The sequence below is a fragment of the Rhizobium sp. BT03 genome, assembly GCF_030053155.1.
GTDB lineage: Bacteria > Pseudomonadota > Alphaproteobacteria > Rhizobiales > Rhizobiaceae > Rhizobium.
On record NZ_CP125641.1, the window covers coordinates 309,350 to 331,154 of the forward strand.

Sequence of the window (21,805 nt, forward strand, 5' to 3'; positions counted from 1 at the left end):
TAAAAAGGGAGGAACTCGATGCCTAATGAAATATTGTCGCGTGGCATTACCCGCCGCGCCGTGCTTGGCGGTATGGCCGGTGCCGCGGCGCTGTCTATCGCGGGCCGCGCTTTTGCCGCAGGCGGCGAAGCGCCCGCACTCGCGCAGCTTGTGAAGGACGGAAAACTGCCGCCGCTCGCCGAGCGCCTGCCGAAAAAGCCGATGGTGGTGACGCCGTACGAAAAGGTCGGCACCTATGGCGGCTCGCTGCGCCGCGGCCTTCGCGGTTCGTCCGACCATAACGGCATCCTGCGTATGGTCGGCAACCAGAGCCTCGTGCGCTGGAACCTCGATTTTACCGCCGTGCAGCCGAATCTCGCCGAACGCTGGGAAGTCAGCGGCGACGCGACGCAATTCACCTTCCACCTCATCGAAGGCGTGCGCTGGTCGGACGGCCATCCCTTCACGGCCGATGACGTCGTCTTCGCGATCGAGGACTGCGTCAAGAACACCGAGCTCTATAGCTCGACACCGGCGCAGCTTGCCGTCGCCGGCAAGCCGGTCACCGTCGAAAAGATCGACGATTATACGGTGAAGTTCACCTTTGCGGCGGCGAATGCGCTTTACCTGGAAAACCTGGCGACGCCGCTCGGTCAGCATCCGACGCTCTTTCCCAAACATTACTGCAGCCAGTTCCTGCCGAAATATAATCCCAATCTCGAAGCCGATGCGAAGAAGGCCGGCGTCACCAGCTGGACGGAACTGTTCCGCAGCCGCTGCGGCGACATCGAGATCCCGTCGCGCTGGGGCAATGTCGACAAGCCGACACTCGATCCCTGGGTGGTCAAGGAGCCCTATGCCGGCGGTGCGACCCGTGTCGTCATGACACGCAATCCGTATTTCTGGCAGGTCGATACCGCGGGCAACCAGCTTCCCTATATCGACGAAATCAATTTCGGCATCTCGCAGGACGTCGAATCGCTGATGCTGAACGTCATCTCTGGCAAGATCGACATCCAGGAGCGTCATATCAGCGTGCTCGCCAACAAGCCGACGCTGTCCCAGAACATGCAGAAGGGCGACTATCGGCTACTGACGCTCGTGCCTTCGGCCTCGCAGCAGTGCCAGATCTACTTCAATATCACCCACAAAGATCCGGCCATGCGCAAGATGTTTGCCGACAAGTCGTTCCGGCAAGCGCTGTCGATGGGCATCAATCGGCCGGAACTCATCGACATCGTCTATTTCGGACAGAGCGAGCCCTACCAGGCCGGGCCGCGTCCGACCCATCCCTGGTACAACGAGAAATACGCGCGCCAGTTCACCGAATATGATGCCGACAAGGCAGGCGCGATGCTCGATGAGGCCGGCTACAAGAAAGGCGGCGACGGTTTCCGCCTTCGGCCGGATGGCCAGAAGGTGTTCTTCTCGATCGACGTCATTCCGACGCTCTATCCCGACCTCGTCGATGCCCTGGAACTGGTCAAGACGCATTGGGCTCAGATCGGTATCGACATGAAGGTCAACACGATCGAGCGGGCGCTTTATTACACCCGCGGTGACGACAATGCCCATGATGCGGCGGTCTGGCCGGGTCCCGGCGGTCTCGATCCGATGCTCGATCCGCGCGATTTCTTCGCCTTTCATCCTCAAGGCTCGCGTTACGCCATTCCGTGGACGCTTTGGTACACCTCCAACGGCGCGCGCGGCGAAGAGCCGCCGGAAAGCCAGAAGAAGCGTATGAAGCTTTTCGACGAGGCGCGGTCGACGGCCGACCTCGACAAGCGCGGTGCGATCATGAAGCAGATCTTCGATATCGCCGCGGAGGAATTCGAGACCGTCGGGCTTTGCCTTGCCGTCGGTGGCTTCGGCATCATCCGCAACAATCTGCGTAATGTACCCGAGAAGGAGCCGGACAGCTGGTCCTGGCCCAATCCGGGGCCTGCGCTGCCGCAGCAGTTCACCTTCACGAGCTGATTTCGATCTTGAGCGCCGTGCCATCAGGCACGGCGTCTTCTTTCAAGTCCGTCTCCCAATACCTTATCGGTACTGCAGCCGAATGGTCGGGCGGCGTCCAAGCCAGGAGACGCCTGATGTTGGTGTTTATCGCCAAACGCTTTTTATGGATGATTCCATCGCTTTTTGCCGTGAGCTTCCTCGCTTTCGTGCTGATCCAGCTGCCGCCGGGTGACTATGTCACGACCTATATCGCGACATTGGCAGCCTCCAACGAAATCGTCGACCAGAACACGGCGGCGCAATTGCGCGAACGGTTCGGCCTCGGCGATCCGATGCTCGTCCAATATTTCAAATGGATGTGGGGCATCCTCTCGCGCGGCGATTTCGGTATTTCCTTCGAGTGGCAGCAGCCGGTCTCGGATCTGATCTGGGAGCGCATGGCGCTGACGCTTGTTCTGGCTCTGTCGACATTGATCGCTACGTGGGCGATCGCGCTGCCGATCGGCGTCTATTCCGCCGTGCGCAAATATTCGATCGGCGACTATTTCTTCACCGCCTTCACCTTTTTCGGCCTGGCCGTTCCGTCCTTTCTGCTGGCGCTGGTGCTGATGTATATCGCGGCGGTCGAATTCGGCCAGGATGTCGGCGGGCTGTTTTCGGCGCAATATGAGAATGCGCCCTGGAGCTTTGCTAAGATGGGTGATCTCTTCTCGCATCTCTGGCTTCCCGTCATCATCCTTGCCGTCTCCTCGACAGCAAGCCTCATCCGCGTCATGCGCGCGAACATGCTCGATGAACTGCCGAAGCCTTACGTGACCACGGCACGGGCAAAGGGCCTGTCGGAATTCCGGCTGCTGATGAAATACCCCATGATGATCGCGCTCAATCCGTTCATCTCGACGATTGCCTGGCTGCTGCCCAATCTCATCTCCGGCTCGGTCGTCGTCGCCATCGTCCTCAATCTGCCAACGGCAGCCCCCTTGCTGCTGCAGGCGCTGATGGCCCAGGACATGTACCTGGCGGGTGCCTTCGTTCTGCTGATCTGCGCGCTGACGCTGATAGGCTCGCTGATCAGCGATATCCTGCTTGCGCTGGTCGATCCCCGCATCCGGTTGGAATAGGAGCCCCACATGGCCGACATCGCCGTTACAAATATTCAGCCGGATCGCGCCGCTGTCGCATCGCAATGGCAGCTCATCTGGTGGGCCTTCCGCCGGCACCGGCTGGCCATGGTGGCGCTCGTCGTCACTGTGATGATGTATATCGTTGCCCTGGTTCCCGGCTTCTTCGCCATCAACGATCCTAACCTGCAAAATGCGCGGGCGACCTTTCACCCGCCGCAGAAATTGCATCTGATCGATACCGAGAACGGGTTCTCCTTCGGCCCGCATTATTATCCGATGAAGCTCACCCGCGATCCGGAAACGCTGGCGGCCATCTTCAAGGAAGACACGACGAAGCGCGTCGATGTCCAGTTCTTCGGGCGCGGCTATGAATATTCCGTCTTTGGCCTGTTCAACACAAACATCCATCTGATCGCCTCGCCCGACAAGACCACCCCGCTGCTTCTCTTCGGTGCCGACCGGCTTGGGCGCGACGTCTTCAGCCGAACGGTGCAGGGGTCGCAGGTTTCGCTCTCGATCGGCCTCGTCGGCGTCTTCCTGTCTCTAATGCTTGGCATCGTGATCGGCGGCATCTCGGGATATTACGGCGGCCGCATCGATTTCTTCATGCAGCGGCTGATCGATTTCGTGCTGTCGCTGCCGACGATCCCGATCTGGCTGGCCATGGCCGCGGCCCTGCCGCAGGATTGGCCGGCGACGCTGCAATATATGATGATCACGATCATCCTGTCGCTGACCGGCTGGGCGCAGCTTGCCCGCGTCGTTCGCGGCCGTTTCCTGTCGCTGCGCACCGAGGAATTCGTCGCCGCCGCCAGGCTCGACGGCGTTCGCGAAGGACGCATCATCTTCCGCCATATGCTGCCGAGCTTCGCGAGCCACATCATCGCGTCGATCACGCTTGCGGTGCCGGCGATGATCCTTGCCGAAACCTCCCTTTCGTTCCTGGGGCTCGGTCTGCAGCCGCCGACCATCTCCTGGGGCGTGCTGCTGCGCGAGGCCCAGAACATCCGCTCGATCGCCACCGCACCCTGGCTCTTCATGCCCGGCTGTGCCGTCGTCGTCGCCGTGATGGCGCTCAACCTTCTCGGCGACGGCCTGCGCGATGCGGCCGATCCCTACAACAAATGAGGCCGGCATGACCGATATCGTTCCCATTGCCGGCAGGCCGCTGCTCCAGGTGAAAAACCTGACCGTCGAATTCCCGCTGCGCACCGGCGTCTTTCGCGCCGTCAGCGATCTGTCTTTTTCGATCGAACCGGGCAAGACGCTCTGTGTCGTCGGCGAAAGCGGATCCGGCAAGTCGGTGACGGCGCGTTCGATCCTGCAGATCGTCGATGCGCCCGGCCGGATTGCGGCGGGATCGATCGTCCTGAACGACCAGAACGGCGGCTCGACCGATCTCACCAGCCTCAATCCGCGCGGGCGCCAGATCCGGGCGATCCGCGGCCGTGACATCGCTATGATCTTCCAGGAGCCGATGTCGTCGCTGTCGCCGATCCACACGGTCGGCAACCAGATCGTCGAGGCGCTTCGCCTTCACACCAGGATGAGCAAGGCGGAGGCGCGCACTGAGGCCATATCGCTGCTCAAGCAGGTCGAGATTCCCTTTCCTGAGAAAGCTCTGGATCGCTATGCCTTCCAATATTCCGGCGGCATGCGCCAGCGCGCGATGATTGCCATGGCGCTCGCCTGCAAACCGCAGCTGCTGATCGCCGACGAGCCGACCACCGCCCTCGACGTGACGACGCAGGCCGAAATTCTCGACCTGATCGCCCGGTTGCAAAAAGCCAACGGCATGGCCGTTCTGTTCATCACGCATGATATGGGCGTCGTGGCGCAGATCGCCGACGATGTGCTCGTCATGCATCACGGTGTTGCCAAAGAATACGGGCCGGTCGAGCAGATCTTTCATGCGCCGCAAGACGACTATACCCGCATGCTGATCGGCTCGGTGCTGAAGCTGGAGCAGAAGGCCGAGATCCGCCTGGCGCGCCCGCCGCTCGACAGGACGAAAGCGCCGATCCTCGAACTGCGCAACGTGTCGATGGACTTCGGCGAGGTAAAAGCACTGAACGACGTCTCCATTTCGCTTCTGCCGGGCGAAACGCTCGGTATCGTCGGCGAAAGCGGATCCGGCAAGACGACGATGGGCCGCTCGATCATGCGGCTGATCGATCCCACGGCGGGCGAAATCCTCTACCGCAACGCCGGCGGCGACATCATCGATCTGGCAACGGCAAAGGGCCCGACGCTGGCCGCCGCGCGCCGCGAATTGCGCATGGTGTTTCAGGATCCCTTCGGCTCGCTCAATCCGCGCATGACCGTCTCGCAGATCATCGGCGAGCCGCTGCTCGTCAACGGCGTCGCCAAGGGGCGGGCGCTGGATGAGCGGGTCTGCCACCTCATGGAGCAGGTGGGCCTCGATCCGCGGGCGCGCGAACGTTACCCACACGCATTCTCCGGCGGTCAGCGCCAGCGTATCGGCATTGCCCGCGCCATCACGCTCAATCCGCGTGTCATCGTCGCCGACGAGGCGACTTCGGCACTCGACGTCTCGGTGCGCTCGCAGGTGCTCGACCTCCTGATGCGGCTGCAGGACGAGCTCGGCCTTGCCTATATCTTCATCAGCCATGACATCGGCGTCATCCGCTACATGTGCGACCGTGTCGGCGTCATGTACAAAGGCCAGCTCGTCGAAATCGGCGAAGCGGAGCAGGTCTGCCGCACACCCGAGCATGCCTACACGCAGGCGCTGATATCGGCGATCCCACGCCCCGATCCGCGCGATCGCGATCATTCCAGGCGTTTCCGCTACGTCGCGCCCGTCAATTTGGAGCCCGGCAATCTGAAGCCAGACCATCTGAAAAATGGAAGTTCTCAGAGATGAAAATCACCGGAATCCGCACGTTTCTCATGCAAGTCGGTCAGCCCGATCCTTCGAACTGGGCTTCCGATCATCGTCCGGGCGGCGCAGCCTCCAAGCAGTTCGGAGGCACCCGGAACTGGCTCTTTCTGAAGATCGATACCGACGAGGGCATCACCGGCATCGGCGAATGCTCGGGCTGGCCGCGTGTCGTCGAGACGGCGATCCGTGATCTGGCACCCCTCCTCATCGGTGAGGATCCGGCCCATATCGAACGGCTGTGGCAGAAAATGCATATCGCGATGATGGGTCACGGCATGCTCGGAACCGTCGGCGGCGGTGCGATGACTGGCATCGACATGGCGCTCTGGGACATCAAGGGCAAGGCGCTCGGCGTGCCTGTCTGGATGCTGCTCGGCGGCAAGGTGCGCGACCGGATCCCGATCTATTCGCATGCGAATACGCCCGAGCGGGCGCTCGCCATCAAGGAGCGCGGCATCAAGGCGATCAAGTGCGGCGGCGTCACCGATCCCGTCCGCAAGGTCGCAGCACTCCGCGATGCCGTCGGCGACGACATGGATATCGCCATCGATCTGCATGGGCCGCCGTGGCTGACGCCTGCGGATGCCTGCCGGCTGGTACGGGCGCTCGAACCCTATGAGCTGATGTGGGTGGAAGATCCGATCGCGCCGGAAAATATCGACGGCTACCGTCGCATTCGCGACGCCGCTTACGTGCCGCTTGCGGCCGGCGAGCGCTCGGCGACCATCTTCGGGGAGCGCGAACTCATCGAGAAGGAACTGGTCGACGTAATCCAGCCCGATACCGGCCGGGCCGGCGGCATCACCCAGATGAAGAAGATCGCCGCCATGGCCGAGGCCCATCATATCCAGATGGCGCCGCATTCCGGTTCGCTGGGGCCGGTGGCGGAATATGCGGCGCTGCATCTGCTGGCCGCTATCCCGAACGCCCTCATTCTCGAGCGCCTCGACGACGACTGGGACGGCCGCCGCCAGACGATCGTGCCGCATCCGCAGCAGGTCGATGGGCTGATCGCCGTTCCCGATGGCCCGGGGCTCGGCTGCGATATCGACGAGGAATTCGTGGCGCGCTTCCCGAGCGGCGGCAATGTCTCGGTGCCGCAAGCCGCCGGCGCCTACAATCCCGGAACCGACAACGAGCATGTCTACGTGCAGACGCGCGTGGCGCGCCGCAGCTATTTCAATCGCTAGAAGGACAGAATGATGAAGATCGACCGCATGCGGGTTTTCATGACCCGCGACAAGGACCGTCCGCGCGTGATCGTCGCGCTCGATACCGATGACGGGCTGACGGGCTGGGGCGAATGCTACAATCACGGCCCCGACAAGGCGCTGCCGCCGCTGCTCGATTATCTCTATGGATTTATTTCAGGCCAGGACCCGACGCGCGTCGAGTATCTCGTCAATTTGCTGATCCAGCAAAGCCGCTTCCCCCCAGGTGCTCTCGGCCTTGCCGCGATCTCCGCGCTCGACCATTGCCTGTGGGATCTCGCGGCCAAGGCGGCGAACGTCCCGGTTTACAAGCTGCTCGGCGGCGAGGTGCGCGACCGCATCAAGGTCTATGCCGGGGTCTACACCGCACCGGACGCGCCGGCGGCCCGCGACGAATTCGATCGCCTGAAGGAGGGATGGGGGTTCACCGCCTTCAAGCTCAGCCCCTGGCGGATCGACATGCACGCCAATCGCTGGGGCAATGTCGTCAAAGCCTCGGCGGATTATTTCCGTTCGCTGCGCGAGACGGTCAACGACGAATACGAGATCGCCTTCGACGCTCACGCCAAGATTTTTGAACCGATTGCCGCGCGCCAGCTCGGCAATGCGCTGGCGCCCTACGACCCGCTGTTTTTCGAGGAACCGCTGCGGCCTGAAAACATCGAGGCCTGGGGCGATCTGAAACAGGGGCTCAACTGCGTCCTCGCCACCGGTGAATCGCTCTACAGCAGAAACGAGTTCCTGCGGCTGCTGCAGGTCAAGGGCGCCGATCTGATCCAGCCGGATATCTGCGTCGTCGGCGGCATCAGCGAGATGCGCCGCATTGCCACCCTTGCCGAAGCCTTCTTCGTCGGCGTTGCGCCGCACAATCCGATGGGACCGCTTGCAACGGCGGTCAACGTGCATTTTTCGGCCGCGGCGCAGAATTTCCGCATCCTCGAATACCGGCTGCCGAAGGGCCAGGCCTATGTCTATGGCGGCATCGATATCGAGAAGCGGGAAGGGGAAACCCGTTATGTCGTCGATCCCTATCTGCCGAAGGACGGTTATCTCGAACTGCGTCCGGATCGGCCCGGCTGGGGCGTCGAGATGGACGAGAAGGCGATGGAGGAGGAAGGCTATATCCACTGGCAGCGGCGCGTGCCGAAGCGGCCGGACGGTTCTTACGCCTTCGCTTAGAAAGTCGAATACCGGGAACTGGCCGCTGCCGCCTAGCGGCGGTCGGTTCCTTTCGCGGCCGGGCGGCAAGAAGACCTAGTTCCAAGCACTCTCTATGCATCTTTCGGCAGCACCGAGCGAACCCTTGCGATGAAGACGTGGAAATCCTGCATGAACTTGCGAAGGAAATCCGCGGTTGCCTCGTTCGTGACCTCGCCGTCATCGGTGATCAGCCCCGGTGTGAACTGGATATAGGCTTCCGGGGCATTCATCTGGGGAGAGTTGCAGAAACTCAGCACGCTGCGCAAATTCTGCTGGGCGACGGCGGTGCCGATCGCGCCCGGCGAGGTGCCGATAACCGCCGACGGCTTGCGTGTGAACGAGTTGGTGCCGTAGGGGCGGCTCGCCCAGTCGATGGCGTTTTTCAGCCCGCCGGGTATGGATCGATTGTATTCGGGCGTGACGAACAGCACAGCGTCGACGGCCGCGATATCAGCCTTGAATGCCTTGCCGGCCGGAGGGTAGTCGGCGTCATAGTCGTAGCTGTAGAGCGGCAGATCCTTGAAGGATATCTCCGACATTTCAAGTTCCGCCGGGGCGAACCGCACCAACGCCTTGGCGAGCTTGCGATTGATCGAGCCCTTGGCGAGGCTGCCGATGAGATAGCCTACTTTATGTGTGGTCATGGCGTTCTCCAATATCGCGGTGGCAAGGACGTACACGCAGGAATGATAGGAGGCCTCTCTTGTCCTTCAAGCATAAGCAACTAATCGCCGACGAAAGTGACCGTCTCGGCGAGCGGGGCGCGGCCCGTATGAGCAGAACTTGCCGCGGGGTCCTCGTAACCGATCGACATGCCGCAGAAAAGGATGAGCCCGTCCGGGGGCGACAGGGCCTCCGCGACCGTCTCGCGAACCTGTGACCATGCCATCTGCGGGCAACTGTGCAGTCCTTCGGCGCGGAGCAGCAGCATGACGGTCTGCAGATACATGCCGACATCGGCCCATTGGGGCAGGCCGAGGTCACGGTCGATGTAGCAGAACAGGGCGGCGGGCGCGCCGAAGCAGTTCCAGTTGGCGATCGCCGCCCGCTGGCGCGCCTCCCAGTCCTCGCGCGCAATGCCGAGCGCGCTGTAGCGCTCCTTGCCGAAGGCGGACCGGCGCTCCCCGTACGGGGATTTGAGCGCGGGCGGGTACATCTCGTATTGCCGTTTGTCCCAGGGGTCGCCGTGGGCCACGCGCTCGACGGCAGTCGTCTTGAGCTCGGCCAGCGACGCGCCGGTCATCACGTAGGTGTTCCACGGCTGGATGTTCGATCCTGACGGGGACCAGGCCGCGGCGGCCAGCACGCGCTCGAGTATCTCTCTCGCCACAGGCTTATCTTTGAAACTGCGCACCGACCGTCGGCTTGTGACTGCCTCATAGACGTCCATGATCGCGTCCTCCTGACTGTTCGTTCCGATGTGATCATTATCTCCATTCGCCATGGAGGCGTAATCACACCGTGGTCTAGGAGGCCTACATCAAACGTCCATCAGGGATCGATGCGTCCGGCCTGATGCCCGCAAAATCATCCCAAGCGGGATTGGAGGCCGATCATGAGCGGCAGGAACAACGCTTTGTCATTTCGCCAGGCGCCCGACGCGGTCTGCCGGGGAGCGACGGCGCGATCCGAAGATGTCGGCGAGCGTATCGAGCATCGTTCTGGCCATGCCGGATTGAAGTGAATAATAGATCGTCTGCGCAGCCCTTCGCGTCTGCACGAGTCCTTGTTCCCGAAGAATTGCAAGATGCTGAGACGTCGAAGATTGGCTCAATCCGACTTCATCAGCCAGGACCGTCACGGACACTTCTCCCTCGGTCAACAGATGCAGAATGTGAAGCCGTTTGGCGTTCCCCATGGCCGACAGGAAGCTTGCCTCGATATCGAAGGCGTTGGTTTCAGGGGAAGGCGCGGCTGGCGATAGAGTGTTCAGGCGTGATCTCCTTTATGAAATTAAAGCCGGGCTTGAGGTCATATCCCCGAGCTTTAATTTAGAGATAACGCATGGGTGCCAGGGCGAAACCCATTGCCGTCGCCGCACCGTCTTTTTTTACGCAAATCGGATACGGCGCGCATCAAGTGGACAGGCAATTGATAAAATTAACGCGAGCCAGCTTGCCGCATATGCGCCGGCAGCGTCTCCCAGGCCCGGATCAGTTCGCCGATCGAGGCGGCCTCCATCTTGTGCATGACGTTGCTGCGATGCAGCTTGACCGTCACTTCGCTGATGCCGAGATCGAAGGCGATCTGCTTGTTGAGGCGTCCGCGCGCCACTTCGTGCAGAACTTCGCGCTCGCGCTGCGTCAGCGTCTCCAGGCGTTTGACATTGCGTTTGGCGATTGCGGCTTCGGCCCGTCGTTCTGCATCCATCGCAATGGCCGCAGTGATGGCGTCGAGCAGCGTCTGGTCCCGCACCGGCTTGGTGAGAAAATCCACAGCACCCGCCTTCATCGCCTGGACGGTCATCGGAATGTCGCCGTGGCCGGTCAGAAAAATGATCGGCTTGGAAATGCCGTTTTCGGCCAGATGGCTCTGCAGGTGGAGGCCGCTTGCTCCGGGCATACGCACATCGAGGATCAGGCAGCCGGGGTTTTCCAGGATATCGGCATCAAGCAATTCGCGGGTGGAGGCAAAACTGACCGACTGAAAACCCGCTGACAGGATCAACTCCGACAGCGCCTCGCGAACCGATGCATCGTCATCGACGATAACGACGAGCGGCTGATCCTCTTCATATCTGCCCTGCAATGATGACGGCGCCGATCTCCGCAGCAACGGCTGGTCAACTCTCATGTTACCCTCCATCTCTCGATTGACGTAAAGCATTGGCGATAGCCGCCAGCAGGGCCTGGGCATCGAAGGGCTTGCGGAAGAAACCGCCGCCTCCCTGGGCGCGGCCCTGATCGGCTATCTCGTGGCGGCCGGTGATCAGGAACACCGGCAACTCGGGACGTGATTTTCGCACAAGGTCACGAAGCTCGAATCCATCGATGCCCGGCATTCCGATATCGGTGATGAGCAGGTCGAAGTCCGACAGCCCGCTGACGAGCAGCGAGCCCGCCGATGGGAAGCCGCGGGCCACGTAACCCGCCGATTCCAGCAGGTCGCCCATCGATTCCAGCAGTCTTGGATCGTCATCGACAATTGCGACGACATGTCTTGTCTCGGTCATGTTCAATTCCCCCCCACCCGGCGCGAGTGGGTAATCGGTATTTCCAGTTTCTCCGCGATCCGCACGAGATCGGCGAGCGAGGCCGCGGCCATTTTCTGCATCACATTTCGTCTATGGATCTGCAGCGTGACTTCGCTGATCCCGAGTTCGGCTGCCGCCTGCTTGTTGAGAAGGCCGCTGACCACGAGCGGCAGCACTTCGCGCTCGCGCGGGGTCAGGTCGAGATAGTGTCTTTTCAGCATGTCGAGCTCGGCGCGTCCCGATCGCTTTTCCCGGTCCTCGGCGAGTGCTGCATGGATCGCCGCCAGAAGATCCGCGTCACTGAACGGCTTGGTGAGGAAATCGACTGCGCCATGCTTGATCGCCCGCACGGAGGAGGGAATGTCGCCGTGCCCGGTAATGAAGACGATCGGCGGATGGTCCCTGTCGGCGATCTGCCTCTGCAGATCGAGGCCGTTGATATCAGGCAGCTCGATATCGAGGATGAGGCAGGCGGGCACGTCGGGCTTGTCCGCTTTCACGTAATCGCCGGCCGATTCGAAGGTGACGGCGCGCATGCCGTGCGAGTCCATCAGCTCGCCGAGCGCTTCGCGGATGCGTTCATCGTCATCGACGATGAAGACGATATGGTCATCGGCCGTCATGACGCCGCCTTTGTTTCAATGGGCAATGTGAAGATCAACGTCGCGCCGTGCGGATTGTTCTTCTCTGCCCACAAGCGTCCGCCGTGCAGCTCGACGATCGAGCGGCAAATCGCCAGACCCATCCCCATGCCGTTTTCCTTGGTCGTGAAGAACGGCTCGAACATCTTCTCGGGAAACTCGATCCCCTGGCCCCGGTCGCTGATCTCGGTCTGAACGGCATTCCCCATATGGCGCACGCGCATTCCGATCACCCTGTCGCCGGCGACAGTCTCCATCGCCTCGATACCGTTGCGGACGAGATTGATCAGAACCTGCTGGATCTGGATACGATCGATGGCGATGAGCGGAAGGTTTCCATCGACTTCCACATCCATCCTGGCGCGCCGCCGCGCCGCTTCGTCGGCCATGAGGTTGCGCGCTTCGTCGATGACGCCGGAGAGCGTCGTGTGCACCCTCCTGTCTGCGGATTGCTTGAACAGGGCGCGGATGCGGCTGACGACATCGGCGGCCGAGTTGGCATCGCGGATGATGCGCTCGACCGTCCTCTGCGCCCGCTCCATGTTCGGCGGTTCGGCCATCAGCCAGCGCTGGCAGGCATGCGAGTTGGCGACGACAGCGGCGAGCGGCTGGTTCACCTCGTGAGCGATGGAGGCCGAAAGCTCGGCAAGGCTCGCCACCTGGCTCGCCCGGGCAAGCCCCTCTCGCGCCTGTCGCAGATCTTCCTCAGCTCGAACCTCTCCGTCGATATCGAGGCAGATGACATTCCACTGGACGATGACGCCTTCGGCATTGCGCATCGGCGCAGCGCGCGTCTCGACCCAGCGATATTCGCCATCGAACCGCCGCAGACGATGCCTGCGCGCATAGGGCTCGCCCGTGCGCAATGAATGGGCATAATTCTCTTTGACCCCGGCCACGTCGTCGGGATGAACGCCGGCGTCGAGCGTGCCGTCCAGCCGGGTTTTCCCCGTCCCATCGAGTTCTTCGAGCTTATATCCGAGGAAGTCGCGGAGCTGAGGGTTGCGGTATACCGGCTCTCCATCGGGCGCCGCGCAATCGATCATGGCCGGCAGCGTTTCGACGATCTGCCAGAGGGAACGTTCCCTCTCGCGCAACTCTTCCTCGATCCGCAGCTGATCGTCGATGTCGTGTGTCAGGCCGTACCATTGAATGATCCGCCCGCTATCATCCCTCAGTGGCTCGGCGCTGCCTCTGACCCAGCGGTAGACGCCATCGGCGCGCCGCAGGCGATACTGTTTCGAGAAGCGCTCGCCGGTGGCGAAGGAATGCCTCAGCGCCTCGGCAAGGCTCTCGGCATCGTCGGGATGGATGGCGGCTTCGATGATGGCGGACAGCCGGTTCATGCCGGGCTTGCCCGCGTCTGCAACATCGGGGCCGAGAAAATTGATCAGCCGCTTGTTGAAGAAGGTCGGTTCGCCCTCTGCATTCAGGCGCCAGAGAAGGCTCGGAACGATGTCGACGAGCTGTGACAGCTCCCGTTCCCGCTCACGCAGGGCCTGTTGCGCTCGCACCTCGTCATCGATGTCGATCGCAGCTGCGTACCATTGCACGATCGCTCCACTCTGATCTCGCAACGGCTCTGCGCGGCCTTCCATCCAGCGATATTCGCCGTCCGCCCAACGCCGGCGATATCGTATCGTGTAGGGCTCACCGGTCGCAAGCGCTTGGGCGAGTATCTCCCGCATTCGCGGTCCATCTTCTGGATGCACGGTTGCCCCGATGATCGCCGCCGAGCGGCTGATATCAGGCGTGTCCCAGGCTGCGACGTCGTCCACTCCAATGGATTGCAGGGTGCGCTTGCTGAAGAAGGTCGGTTTGCCGTCGGGCGCCATGCGGGCAATGTGCACCGGGACCATGTCCACGAGCTGCGAGAGCTCGTGCTCGCGGTCACGCAATGCCTCGAGCGCGCGCACCTCCTCGTCGATATCGAGAGACACGCCGTACCATTGCACGACCCTTCCGTCGTTGTCGCGCCGGGGTTCCACTCTGCACTCCGCCCAGCGGTAGACGTCGTCCTTTTCGCGCCAGCGAAACCGCATCGCGGTGCCGCCGCCGCTTTCGAAACAATTCTGCAGCGTGCGCTGGACATCGGGCGCATCTTCGGGATGGATCAGCTGCTGCAGTAGCTCGTCGATACGCGGCTCGCCGAGGGCGTCGAAATCGGCGATGACGGCGCGGAAATGGTCCTGGTAGCGTTTGTTGAAATAGACCGATCCGCTCTCCGGCTCCACGCTCCAGACGCGAACCGGCACAGCATCGATCATCTGGCGCAGCGTTCGCTCGCTCTGACGCACCGCCTCTTCGGCGCGGACCTGATCGTCGATGTCGTGGCAAAGGCCATACCACTGGACGATGCTGCCGGCCTGATCCCGCATCGGCTCGGCGCGGCTCGACATCCAGTGATAGACACCGTCGGCGCGGCGCAGCCGATACCGCATGGCGAAGTTTTCGCCGGTGGCGAGGCAATGGGTGAGCGCATTGGTGAAGCCGGCGGCATCATCGGGATGAATGACTGCCTCCAACAGGCTCATGCCGGGCCTGTCCGAATCCGCGACATCGAAACCGAGGAAATCGACCATTCGTCGGTTGAAGAAGGTCGGTTCGCCCTCAGGCGTCAGACGCCAGACGTGGCTTGGAACCATGTCGACAAGCTGCGAAAGTTCCTGCTCCCGCTCGCGCAGCGTCTCGACGCTTTGGCGCAGGGTCAGTACGGCCAGCTGGTGTTGCCGGGATATGGCGGCAACGATCAGCGCCGAAAATGCCGAGATGGCCAGAAAGAGCTGCAGCATGATCTGCTTGTGTTTCTGGGACTCGGGATCGCCGACGAACTGGCCGGCGCCGGTTATCGTGAAGATGGCTGTAATGAGGGCGAGGAGGGCCAGCGATATGGCGGCGCCCTTGAACTCGAAGCGGACCGCGGCCCAAAGAAGGGGCGGTATGATGATGTAGGCGAAGGGAAGATAGCCGCTGAGCGACAGCGCGGCGACACCGAGAAAAATCAGCCCAAGGACGCCGGCCTCCACCCATTGCGCGGCCGAGAGCCGGGTCTTGCCGCGCCAATTGTGGAAGACGGCGAGCGCCAGCGGCGCGACGATCAGCACGCCGGTTGCGTCACCGATCCACCAAAGAGGCCAGGCCGTCACGAAGGATTGCGATTGGATGCCGAACCAGGCAAGCGTCGCACTTCCGACCGTCGCGCTCACCACCGGCGCAATTCCGGCGCCCAACACGACGAATGCGAGAACCTCCTGCAGGGTTTCCAGCTGTGCCGGCCGCTTCAAGACTCGATTGATCAGCCATGCCGCGACCACCGCTTCAAGAGCGTTGCCGACGTAGATCAGGAAGGCCGCAGGCAGCGGGCTGTAAAACCAGATGGCGTTGCTGAGCAGCTCCGCCAGGCAGCCTCCCAATATCCACCATGGCCAGCTGCGCCTTGGGGCGAGGATGAGCGTGGCGATGAAAAGCCCGCCCGGGGGCCAGATGGAAATACCCGTTCCCGGCACGATCGCGAGCGATTGGGCAAAGCCGCAGGCGAGCACATAGGCGGCGATGAAAAGCCCCAGATACAGGGCTCGGGGGCGGTGCGACCAGACGCTCATCATCAACAGCTCCTTCCGGACAGGCAAAGCCCGGGGATCGTCAGCATTTGGTACAGCATTCTTTTTCGATATCGGAGCCGGCGAACTCATATTCGAACCGTAACCCTGCCGTACCACAGCCGCAACTCATGGAAATCCATACATTGTGCGGAGAGGTCGCGTCGCGCCACGGCCGGATTTTCGGTGCAGACGGGAAACGGAAGACCGTCCCCGTTCCTGGCGGGCATCCTAAACTTTCGGCCTGCTCCGCTATACTTCCGGCCAGGGCGCCAACGCTTTCGCATGATGGAACGTTTTCGGCTTTCCAGTCATTGTCGATCCAATCGATCGCGAGGATGCCGACATGAAAATTGCCGTGGTGGGAGCAAGCGGGGTCATCGGAACGCGGCTCAGCGAAAGCCTGCGCCGGTCGGGCCACGAGGTTGCCGCCGCATCCCTATCGCTTGGCGTCGATACGGTTACCGGCAAGGGCCTCGCCGCAGCCATAGCGGGAACCGACGTCATCGTCGACGTCACCAACGCCGCATCGTTCGGCGATAATGCGGCCCTGGATTTCTTCAAGGCGTCGACGAAGAATTTGCTTGCCGCAGCCACTGAGGCCGAAGTCGGGCACTACCTCGCCCTCTCCGTCGTCGGCACGCCACGGCTTGTGGAAAGCGAGTATTTTTACGCGAAAATGGTACAGGAAAACCTGATCCAGGCTTCCACTTGCCCCTACACGATCCTCCGCTCCACGCAGTTCTACGAGTTCATCAGCGGATTGATCGACATCGGTGGGCAAGGCGACATCGTTCGACTGCCGCCAGCCTTGATGAGGCCGGTCGCAGCCGGCGACGTTGCCGCCTTTCTGGCCGAATTGACCGTCGCAACGCCCTTGGGCGGTATCGTCGAAATCGGCGGCCCGGAACAGTTCGGCATCGATGAAGTCGCCCGGATCTATCTGGCCGCCAACGAAGACGAGCGGCAGGTGATAACGGATCCGTCCACATCGTATTTCGGCGTCGAATTGACCGACGCGGTACTGCTTCCGGGCGCCGGCGCGCGGCTGGCGGCCGAGAAGCTCTCCGACTGGCTCTGCCGATCGATGGCGGCTTAGCGGCGGCCTTGAAATTTGCCGAATGAAGTAATACCTTCTGCCAGAAGAGTATTACAAAGGCGCTTGCCATGGCCACAACCGTTACAGCGAAAGGTCAGGTGACCATCCCCCGGCCCGTGCGGGATATGCTTGGCATCGTTCCAGGCAGCAAGGTCGATTTTCATCGTGCTCCCGACGGCAATGTGGTTCTGACACGCGCCGACAAGAAACGGCCGGCCAGCCGCTTCGAGAAGCTGCGCGGCCATGCCGGCGAGGGCCTAGATACGGATGCCATCATGGCTTTGACGCGCGGCGAAACGTGACGCTCGTCGATACCAATGTGCTCCTGGACCTCGTGACCGACGACCCGAAATGGTCGGATTGGTCTATTGCCCAGCTCGAGGCAGCGAGTATCGAAGGTCCTCTGCTGATCAACGATGTAATCTATGCCGAACTCGCAGTTCGATATGAAAGGATCGAGGCGCTGGAGGCTTTCGTGGAAGAGGCTGGTCTCGAGATGAGGCCTATCCCCAAGCCCGCTTTGTTTCTTGCCGGCAAGGTCTTCACGCAGTATCGCAAGGCTGGCGGGACGCGCACCGGCGTGCTTCCTGACTTCTTCATCGGCGCTCACGCTGCCGTGCATCAATTACCGCTCCTGACGCGAGATGTCGGCCGCTATCGCAGCTATTTCCCCTCGTTGAAATTGATAGCGCCTCGTTCCTGAGGCGTAGCCTTGCGTAATCCATGCGAGGTTTCAAAAAAAACGTCATGGAAGCTCCGGGCTGAAAAGCTTTGCACGGCTCCAAATCCCGCCGACGCGAGCGGCAAGACGGAAAGCATGAGCATATTCGAACCGGACAAAGCCCCTGACGGGCTGCTGGCGATCAACGGCAGCAATTACCTGAAGGACGACGGCGAATAGTCAGCCAGAACCGTTCCGCCCCGCTGGCAGCATCACATAAAATTCAATGAATTTCATGTGCATAACGAGGGCGTCGGCCTTGCTCGTCAGTACCTCGGCCGGGCGCGAATCACCCGCCGATTGGTTCATGAAACCACCAGGTTCCCGCGCTCGTTTCGCATGCCTCGACCCGCCTTTTGGTTAAGCATTTGTAATTCGGTCACGAATCGCGGCATATAGTAACTGCGCAACTGAAGCGCTTTCGTTCAAAATTGCGCAGTTATTTGGGAAATAGATCATGCAGCCGAGTCTTGCTCTTCAGGACGATCAAGAGCATCTCCCGTCGCTTCTGGCAACAGACGCGAAGGAGTTGTCCTATCAACTTCAGCAGCACCAGGCAAAAATCTTCCCGCCGCTTTCCCAAAAGACCATCAGGACATTTTCGCCGGCGGAAGCGGCGGCCTTCATCGGCATCGGCGAAGGTTATCTCCGGCAGGTGGCCGCCGATGGCCATGGGCCCGATCCGCTGGCAAACGGACGGCGGCTCTACAGCGCAACCGATATGGATCGGATTCGCCGGGTCCTCGACGAGCGAAACGGCACGCCGAAATATGTGCCGGCCCGCAGGCCGGGAGAAAAGCTCCAGATCGTCTCCGTCATGAATTTCAAGGGTGGTTCGGGCAAGACCACCACCGCGGCCCATCTGGCGCAGTTCATGGCGCTGAGGGGCTACCGCGTGCTCGCCGTCGATCTCGATCCGCAGGCCTCGCTGTCCGCCCTGTTCGGCCATCAGCCGGAATTCGACGTCGGCGAGGGCGAAACGATCTACGGCGCGATCCGCTATGAGCAGCCGCGCCCCATCGCCGACATCGTTCGCGCCACCTACACGCCCAATCTGCACCTCATTCCGGGAAATCTCGAGCTGATGGAGTTCGAGCACGAAACGCCGAAGGCGATGTCGTCGGGTAGGTCGGAGACGATGTTCTTTGCCCGCATCGGCGAGGTCTTGACCGAGATCGAAAGCCTCTACGACATCGTGGTCATCGACTGCCCGCCGCAGCTGGGGTTCCTGACGATGTCGGCGCTCTGCGCGGCGACCTCGGTGCTGATCACCGTCCATCCGCAGATGCTCGACGTCATGTCGATGTCGCAGTTTCTGACGATGACGAGCGAGCTGATGTCGGTCGTGGAGAAGGCCGGCGGACGCACCAGCTATGACTGGATGCGCTATCTGGTGACGCGCTTCGAGCCGAATGACGGACCGCAGAGCCAGATGACCGGCTTCATGCGGGCGATCTTCGGCAATCGAATGCTCCACAATGCCATGGTCAAGTCGACGGCCGTCTCCGATGCCGGCGTCACCAAGCAGACCCTCTACGAGGTCGAGCGATCGCAGTTCACCCGCGGGACCTATGACCGGGCGCTGGAGTCGCTCAATCTCGTCAACAGCGAGATCGAGGCGCATATTCGCTCGACCTGGGGGAGGAAATAGATAGATGGCGCGCAAGAACCTCATCGAAATCTCCGCTCCGAGCCCGGCCAGGGTGGAAATGGTCGCACCGCGCGACAATCGCCCGATCGCGGGATTCGTGCCGCAGGAGCGCAGTGCGGCGCCCGTCGGCGGCATTACCAAGACGCTCGGCAACATTACCGAAAAAATGGAACGGGCGAGTGAGCTCGAACGGCAGCTTGCCGCCGGCCAGACCATCGTCGAACTCGATCCCAGCCTGATCGACGCGTCCTTCGTCAGCGACCGATTGGCAATCGATCCGGCCGAACTCGCACAGCTTGTCGAGCAGATTCGCGAGCATGGGCAGCAGGTTCCGATTCTCGTGCGTCCGCATCCTGAAACCAGGGGACGCTATCAGGTGGCCTACGGCCATCGCCGCCTGGCCGCCGCGACAGAAATCGGCATCAGGGTGCGCGCGGTCGTTCGCGATCTCACCGACGGTCAGCTGGTCGTCAGCCAGGGGCAGGAAAACAGCGCCCGCACCAATCTTTCCTACATCGAGCGTGCGCTCTTTGCATCGAGGCTCGAAGAACGCAGCTTCGGCCGCGATGTGATCATGGCGGCGCTCGGCGTCGATAAGGCGGCGCTGTCGAGAATGCTGATCGTGATACGGCAGGTTCCCCTTGATTTGATCAACGCCATCGGTGCGGCGCCCGATATCGGCCGCCGGCGATGGCTTGAACTGGGCGAGCGGCTTGAGAAGGCCGATATCGAAAAGATCGTCGCCGAGTTGTCCGCGGACGACGCGCGGAAAAATTCGAGCGACGAGCGGTTTCAACGGGCACTGGTTCTGGCAACGAAAAAGACAGCGACACAGAAGCCGGCGGTGGCCAAAACCGAGGTCGGCGGTGTGCCGGTCATGATCAAGAAGACAGCCTCAGGCGCGACCTTCGTCTTCGACGGCAAGAGCGCGCCCGGTTTCGATCAGTTCGTCCAGGAACGGCTGCAGAGCCTGTTCCAGGAGTTCAAAAAGCACAGAGGAGCGTAACGCGCAAAAGAAAAAGGCCCCCAACGACGGCGTCGTGGAAGCCCTTCTCAGATCTTAAGCACATCGAGAATCGCATTTCCACGAATCACAGTCAAGCGTCTTAGGCACCAAATTGGTGGATGGTTTTCTTTTGCCTGAACGAAGGTGAAGGCAATGGAGAGTGGATATGTGACGACGCCCTTCGGGCGGCGGCCGATGTCGCTTGGCATGCTGGCGAGCCAGCAACTGGCCGAGACGATCGAGCCGGGAATGAAACGCAGCAAGTGGAAACTGTTCCGGGCAATCTGCGAAGCGCGGCCGGCACTCGGCGTGACCGATCGGGCGCTGACGGTGCTCGACGCACTGCTGACCTTCTATCCCGACGATGAAATCTCCGAGGAGAAAGGCCTGATCGTCTTTCCCTCGAATGCACAGCTATCGTTGCGCGCCCGCGGCATGACGCCGGCGACGCTGCGGCGCCATCTTGCCGTCCTGGTCGAGGCCGGTCTGATCCTGCGCAAGGACAGTCCGAACGGAAAACGTTATGCCCGCCGCGACAGGGCAGGGGCGATTGGCGAGGCCTTCGGCTTCAGCATCGCGCCGCTTCTGGCACGCGCGGCCGAGATCGAAAGCCTTGCGGCCCAGGCGATCGCGGACCGGGAACTGCTCCGGGTGACCAGGGAGCGCCTGACGGTCTGCCGGCGCGATATTTCCAAGCTGATCTCAACGGCGATCGACGAAGCGGTTCCGGGCGATTGGGAGCAGATGACGATGATGTTTCGCGCGATCGTCGCCAGAATTCCGCGCGTGGCGGGCATCGACGAGCTGGCATCGCTGCTCGACGAGATGGGGCTGCTGCGGGACGAGGCCGTCAACCTGCTGGAAAGGCACATTAAAAGACAAAAAATAGACGCCAATGAGTCTCAAAATGAGCGTCACAAACAGAATTCAAATCCCGACTCCATTTATGAACTTGAACCAAGCTTCGACACGAAGCAGGGCGAAAAGGCAGCGACAAACAACGAGGCTATGGCCGAACCGCGGGGTGAGCAAAGGCCGAGGCCGCTCAAGCCATCGGCTGGAATGGTCGGCAAGGCAGCTCCGGTGTCCGGCCCAGGCCTGAAATCCTTCCCGCTCGCCCTTGTTCTCCAAGCCTGCCCCCAAATCCTCGACTATGGACCGGGCGGAACCATCGGCAATTGGCGAGATCTGATGTCGGCCGCGGTCATCGTGCGCTCGATGCTCGGTATCAGTCCATCGGCCTATGAGGAAGCCTGCGCCGGCATGGGACCGGAAAATGCCGCGACGGTCATCGCCTGTATCCTGGAAAGGGGAGGGCATATCAATTCGCCCGGCGGCTATCTCAGGGATCTCACCCGCAGAACCGAAAGAGGCGAGTTTGCGATCGGGCCGATGCTGATGGCGTTGGTGCGGGCCAATGGGCCGGCAGCAAGGCATGCCGGTTGAGGGAATTCCGTTGCGCGACAACCATATTGTGTTCGGCTGTAATCACCTCTTTACAACTAACATGTCACTCT

Annotated in this window: 19 protein-coding genes; 12 read left to right on the forward strand and 7 right to left on the reverse strand. The window is 61.5% G+C overall.

Going from position 1 to position 21,805, the window contains the following annotated elements; translation table 11 throughout:
* Positions 1–18: 18 nt before the first annotated feature.
* The 6 genes from QMO80_RS23245 (at position 19) to QMO80_RS23270 (ending at position 8,357) form a co-directional block, all read left to right on the forward strand.
* Positions 19–1,956 carry an ABC transporter substrate-binding protein gene (locus QMO80_RS23245; RefSeq protein ID WP_283200759.1) on the forward strand — a complete coding sequence of 646 codons (1,938 nt, stop codon included), beginning with the start codon at positions 19–21 and terminating at the stop codon, positions 1,954–1,956.
* 116 nt (positions 1,957–2,072) lie between these two features.
* Positions 2,073–3,059, forward strand: coding sequence for an ABC transporter permease (locus tag QMO80_RS23250; RefSeq protein ID WP_283200760.1), 987 nt, complete (start codon positions 2,073–2,075; stop codon positions 3,057–3,059).
* A gap of 9 nt (positions 3,060–3,068) precedes the next feature.
* Positions 3,069–4,190 (forward strand): ABC transporter permease, encoded by a 1,122-nt coding sequence (locus tag QMO80_RS23255; RefSeq protein ID WP_097628010.1) that lies wholly within the window; start codon positions 3,069–3,071, stop codon positions 4,188–4,190.
* Between the two features lie 7 nt (positions 4,191–4,197).
* Positions 4,198–5,949, forward strand: coding sequence for an ABC transporter ATP-binding protein (locus tag QMO80_RS23260; RefSeq protein ID WP_283200761.1), 1,752 nt, complete (start codon positions 4,198–4,200; stop codon positions 5,947–5,949).
* Positions 5,946–7,157: a mandelate racemase/muconate lactonizing enzyme family protein gene (locus QMO80_RS23265; RefSeq protein WP_283200762.1), complete on the forward strand. Its 1,212-nt coding sequence runs from the start codon at positions 5,946–5,948 to the stop codon at positions 7,155–7,157. The genes QMO80_RS23260 and QMO80_RS23265 overlap by 4 nt, the downstream gene beginning before the upstream one ends.
* Before the next feature lie 12 nt (positions 7,158–7,169).
* Positions 7,170–8,357: a galactarate dehydratase gene (locus QMO80_RS23270; RefSeq protein WP_283200788.1), complete on the forward strand. Its 1,188-nt coding sequence runs from the start codon at positions 7,170–7,172 to the stop codon at positions 8,355–8,357.
* A gap of 92 nt (positions 8,358–8,449) precedes the next feature.
* On the opposite strand, the gene QMO80_RS23275 is transcribed toward QMO80_RS23270, so the two are convergent.
* The 7 genes from QMO80_RS23275 to QMO80_RS23305 all read right to left on the reverse strand — a co-directional run bounded on the left by QMO80_RS23275 (position 8,450) and on the right by QMO80_RS23305 (position 15,817).
* Entirely contained in the window at positions 8,450–9,022 is a 573-nt protein-coding gene (locus QMO80_RS23275; protein ID WP_283200763.1) for an NADPH-dependent FMN reductase, read from the reverse strand.
* Positions 9,023–9,102: 80 nt separating this feature from the next.
* Positions 9,103–9,768, reverse strand: coding sequence for a nitroreductase (locus tag QMO80_RS23280; protein WP_283200764.1), 666 nt, complete (start codon positions 9,766–9,768; stop codon positions 9,103–9,105).
* A 189-nt stretch (positions 9,769–9,957) separates the two neighbouring features.
* Positions 9,958–10,311, reverse strand: a complete 354-nt coding sequence (locus tag QMO80_RS23285) for a helix-turn-helix transcriptional regulator (protein WP_283200789.1) — start codon at positions 10,309–10,311, stop codon at positions 9,958–9,960.
* Between the two features lie 167 nt (positions 10,312–10,478).
* On the reverse strand, positions 10,479–11,171 hold the full coding sequence (locus QMO80_RS23290) for a response regulator transcription factor (protein ID WP_283200765.1): 693 nt from the start codon (positions 11,169–11,171) through the stop codon (positions 10,479–10,481).
* 1 nt (position 11,172) lies between these two features.
* Positions 11,173–11,550 (reverse strand): response regulator, encoded by a 378-nt coding sequence (locus QMO80_RS23295; RefSeq protein ID WP_283200766.1) that lies wholly within the window; start codon positions 11,548–11,550, stop codon positions 11,173–11,175.
* A gap of 2 nt (positions 11,551–11,552) precedes the next feature.
* On the reverse strand, positions 11,553–12,194 hold the full coding sequence (locus tag QMO80_RS23300; RefSeq protein ID WP_283200767.1) for a response regulator transcription factor: 642 nt from the start codon (positions 12,192–12,194) through the stop codon (positions 11,553–11,555).
* The gene (locus tag QMO80_RS23305) at positions 12,191–15,817 is read right to left on the reverse strand and encodes a PAS domain-containing protein (protein ID WP_283200768.1); all 3,627 of its coding nucleotides are present in this window, start codon (positions 15,815–15,817) and stop codon (positions 12,191–12,193) included. Before QMO80_RS23305 ends, QMO80_RS23300 begins: the two co-directional genes overlap by 4 nt.
* Positions 15,818–16,157: 340 nt before the next feature.
* On the opposite strand from QMO80_RS23305, the gene QMO80_RS23310 reads away from it, so the two are divergent.
* From QMO80_RS23310 to repC, 6 genes are all read left to right on the forward strand, one after another.
* Positions 16,158–16,910, forward strand: coding sequence for an SDR family oxidoreductase (locus tag QMO80_RS23310; RefSeq protein ID WP_283200769.1), 753 nt, complete (start codon positions 16,158–16,160; stop codon positions 16,908–16,910).
* A gap of 68 nt (positions 16,911–16,978) precedes the next feature.
* The gene (locus QMO80_RS23315; protein ID WP_283200770.1) at positions 16,979–17,212 is read left to right on the forward strand and encodes an AbrB/MazE/SpoVT family DNA-binding domain-containing protein; all 234 of its coding nucleotides are present in this window, start codon (positions 16,979–16,981) and stop codon (positions 17,210–17,212) included.
* The gene (locus QMO80_RS23320; RefSeq protein ID WP_283200771.1) at positions 17,209–17,613 is read left to right on the forward strand and encodes a type II toxin-antitoxin system VapC family toxin; all 405 of its coding nucleotides are present in this window, start codon (positions 17,209–17,211) and stop codon (positions 17,611–17,613) included. The genes QMO80_RS23315 and QMO80_RS23320 overlap by 4 nt, the downstream gene beginning before the upstream one ends.
* 475 nt (positions 17,614–18,088) lie before the next feature.
* On the forward strand, positions 18,089–19,282 hold the full coding sequence (gene repA / locus QMO80_RS23325; RefSeq protein ID WP_283200263.1) for a plasmid partitioning protein RepA: 1,194 nt from the start codon (positions 18,089–18,091) through the stop codon (positions 19,280–19,282).
* Positions 19,283–19,286: 4 nt separating this feature from the next.
* Positions 19,287–20,288, forward strand: a complete 1,002-nt coding sequence (repB, locus tag QMO80_RS23330; RefSeq protein ID WP_283200264.1) for a plasmid partitioning protein RepB — start codon at positions 19,287–19,289, stop codon at positions 20,286–20,288.
* 153 nt (positions 20,289–20,441) lie between these two features.
* Complete coding sequence (gene repC / locus QMO80_RS23335; RefSeq protein ID WP_283200265.1) at positions 20,442–21,734, forward strand: plasmid replication protein RepC; 1,293 nt, start codon at positions 20,442–20,444, stop codon at positions 21,732–21,734.
* Positions 21,735–21,805: the final 71 nt, after the last annotated feature.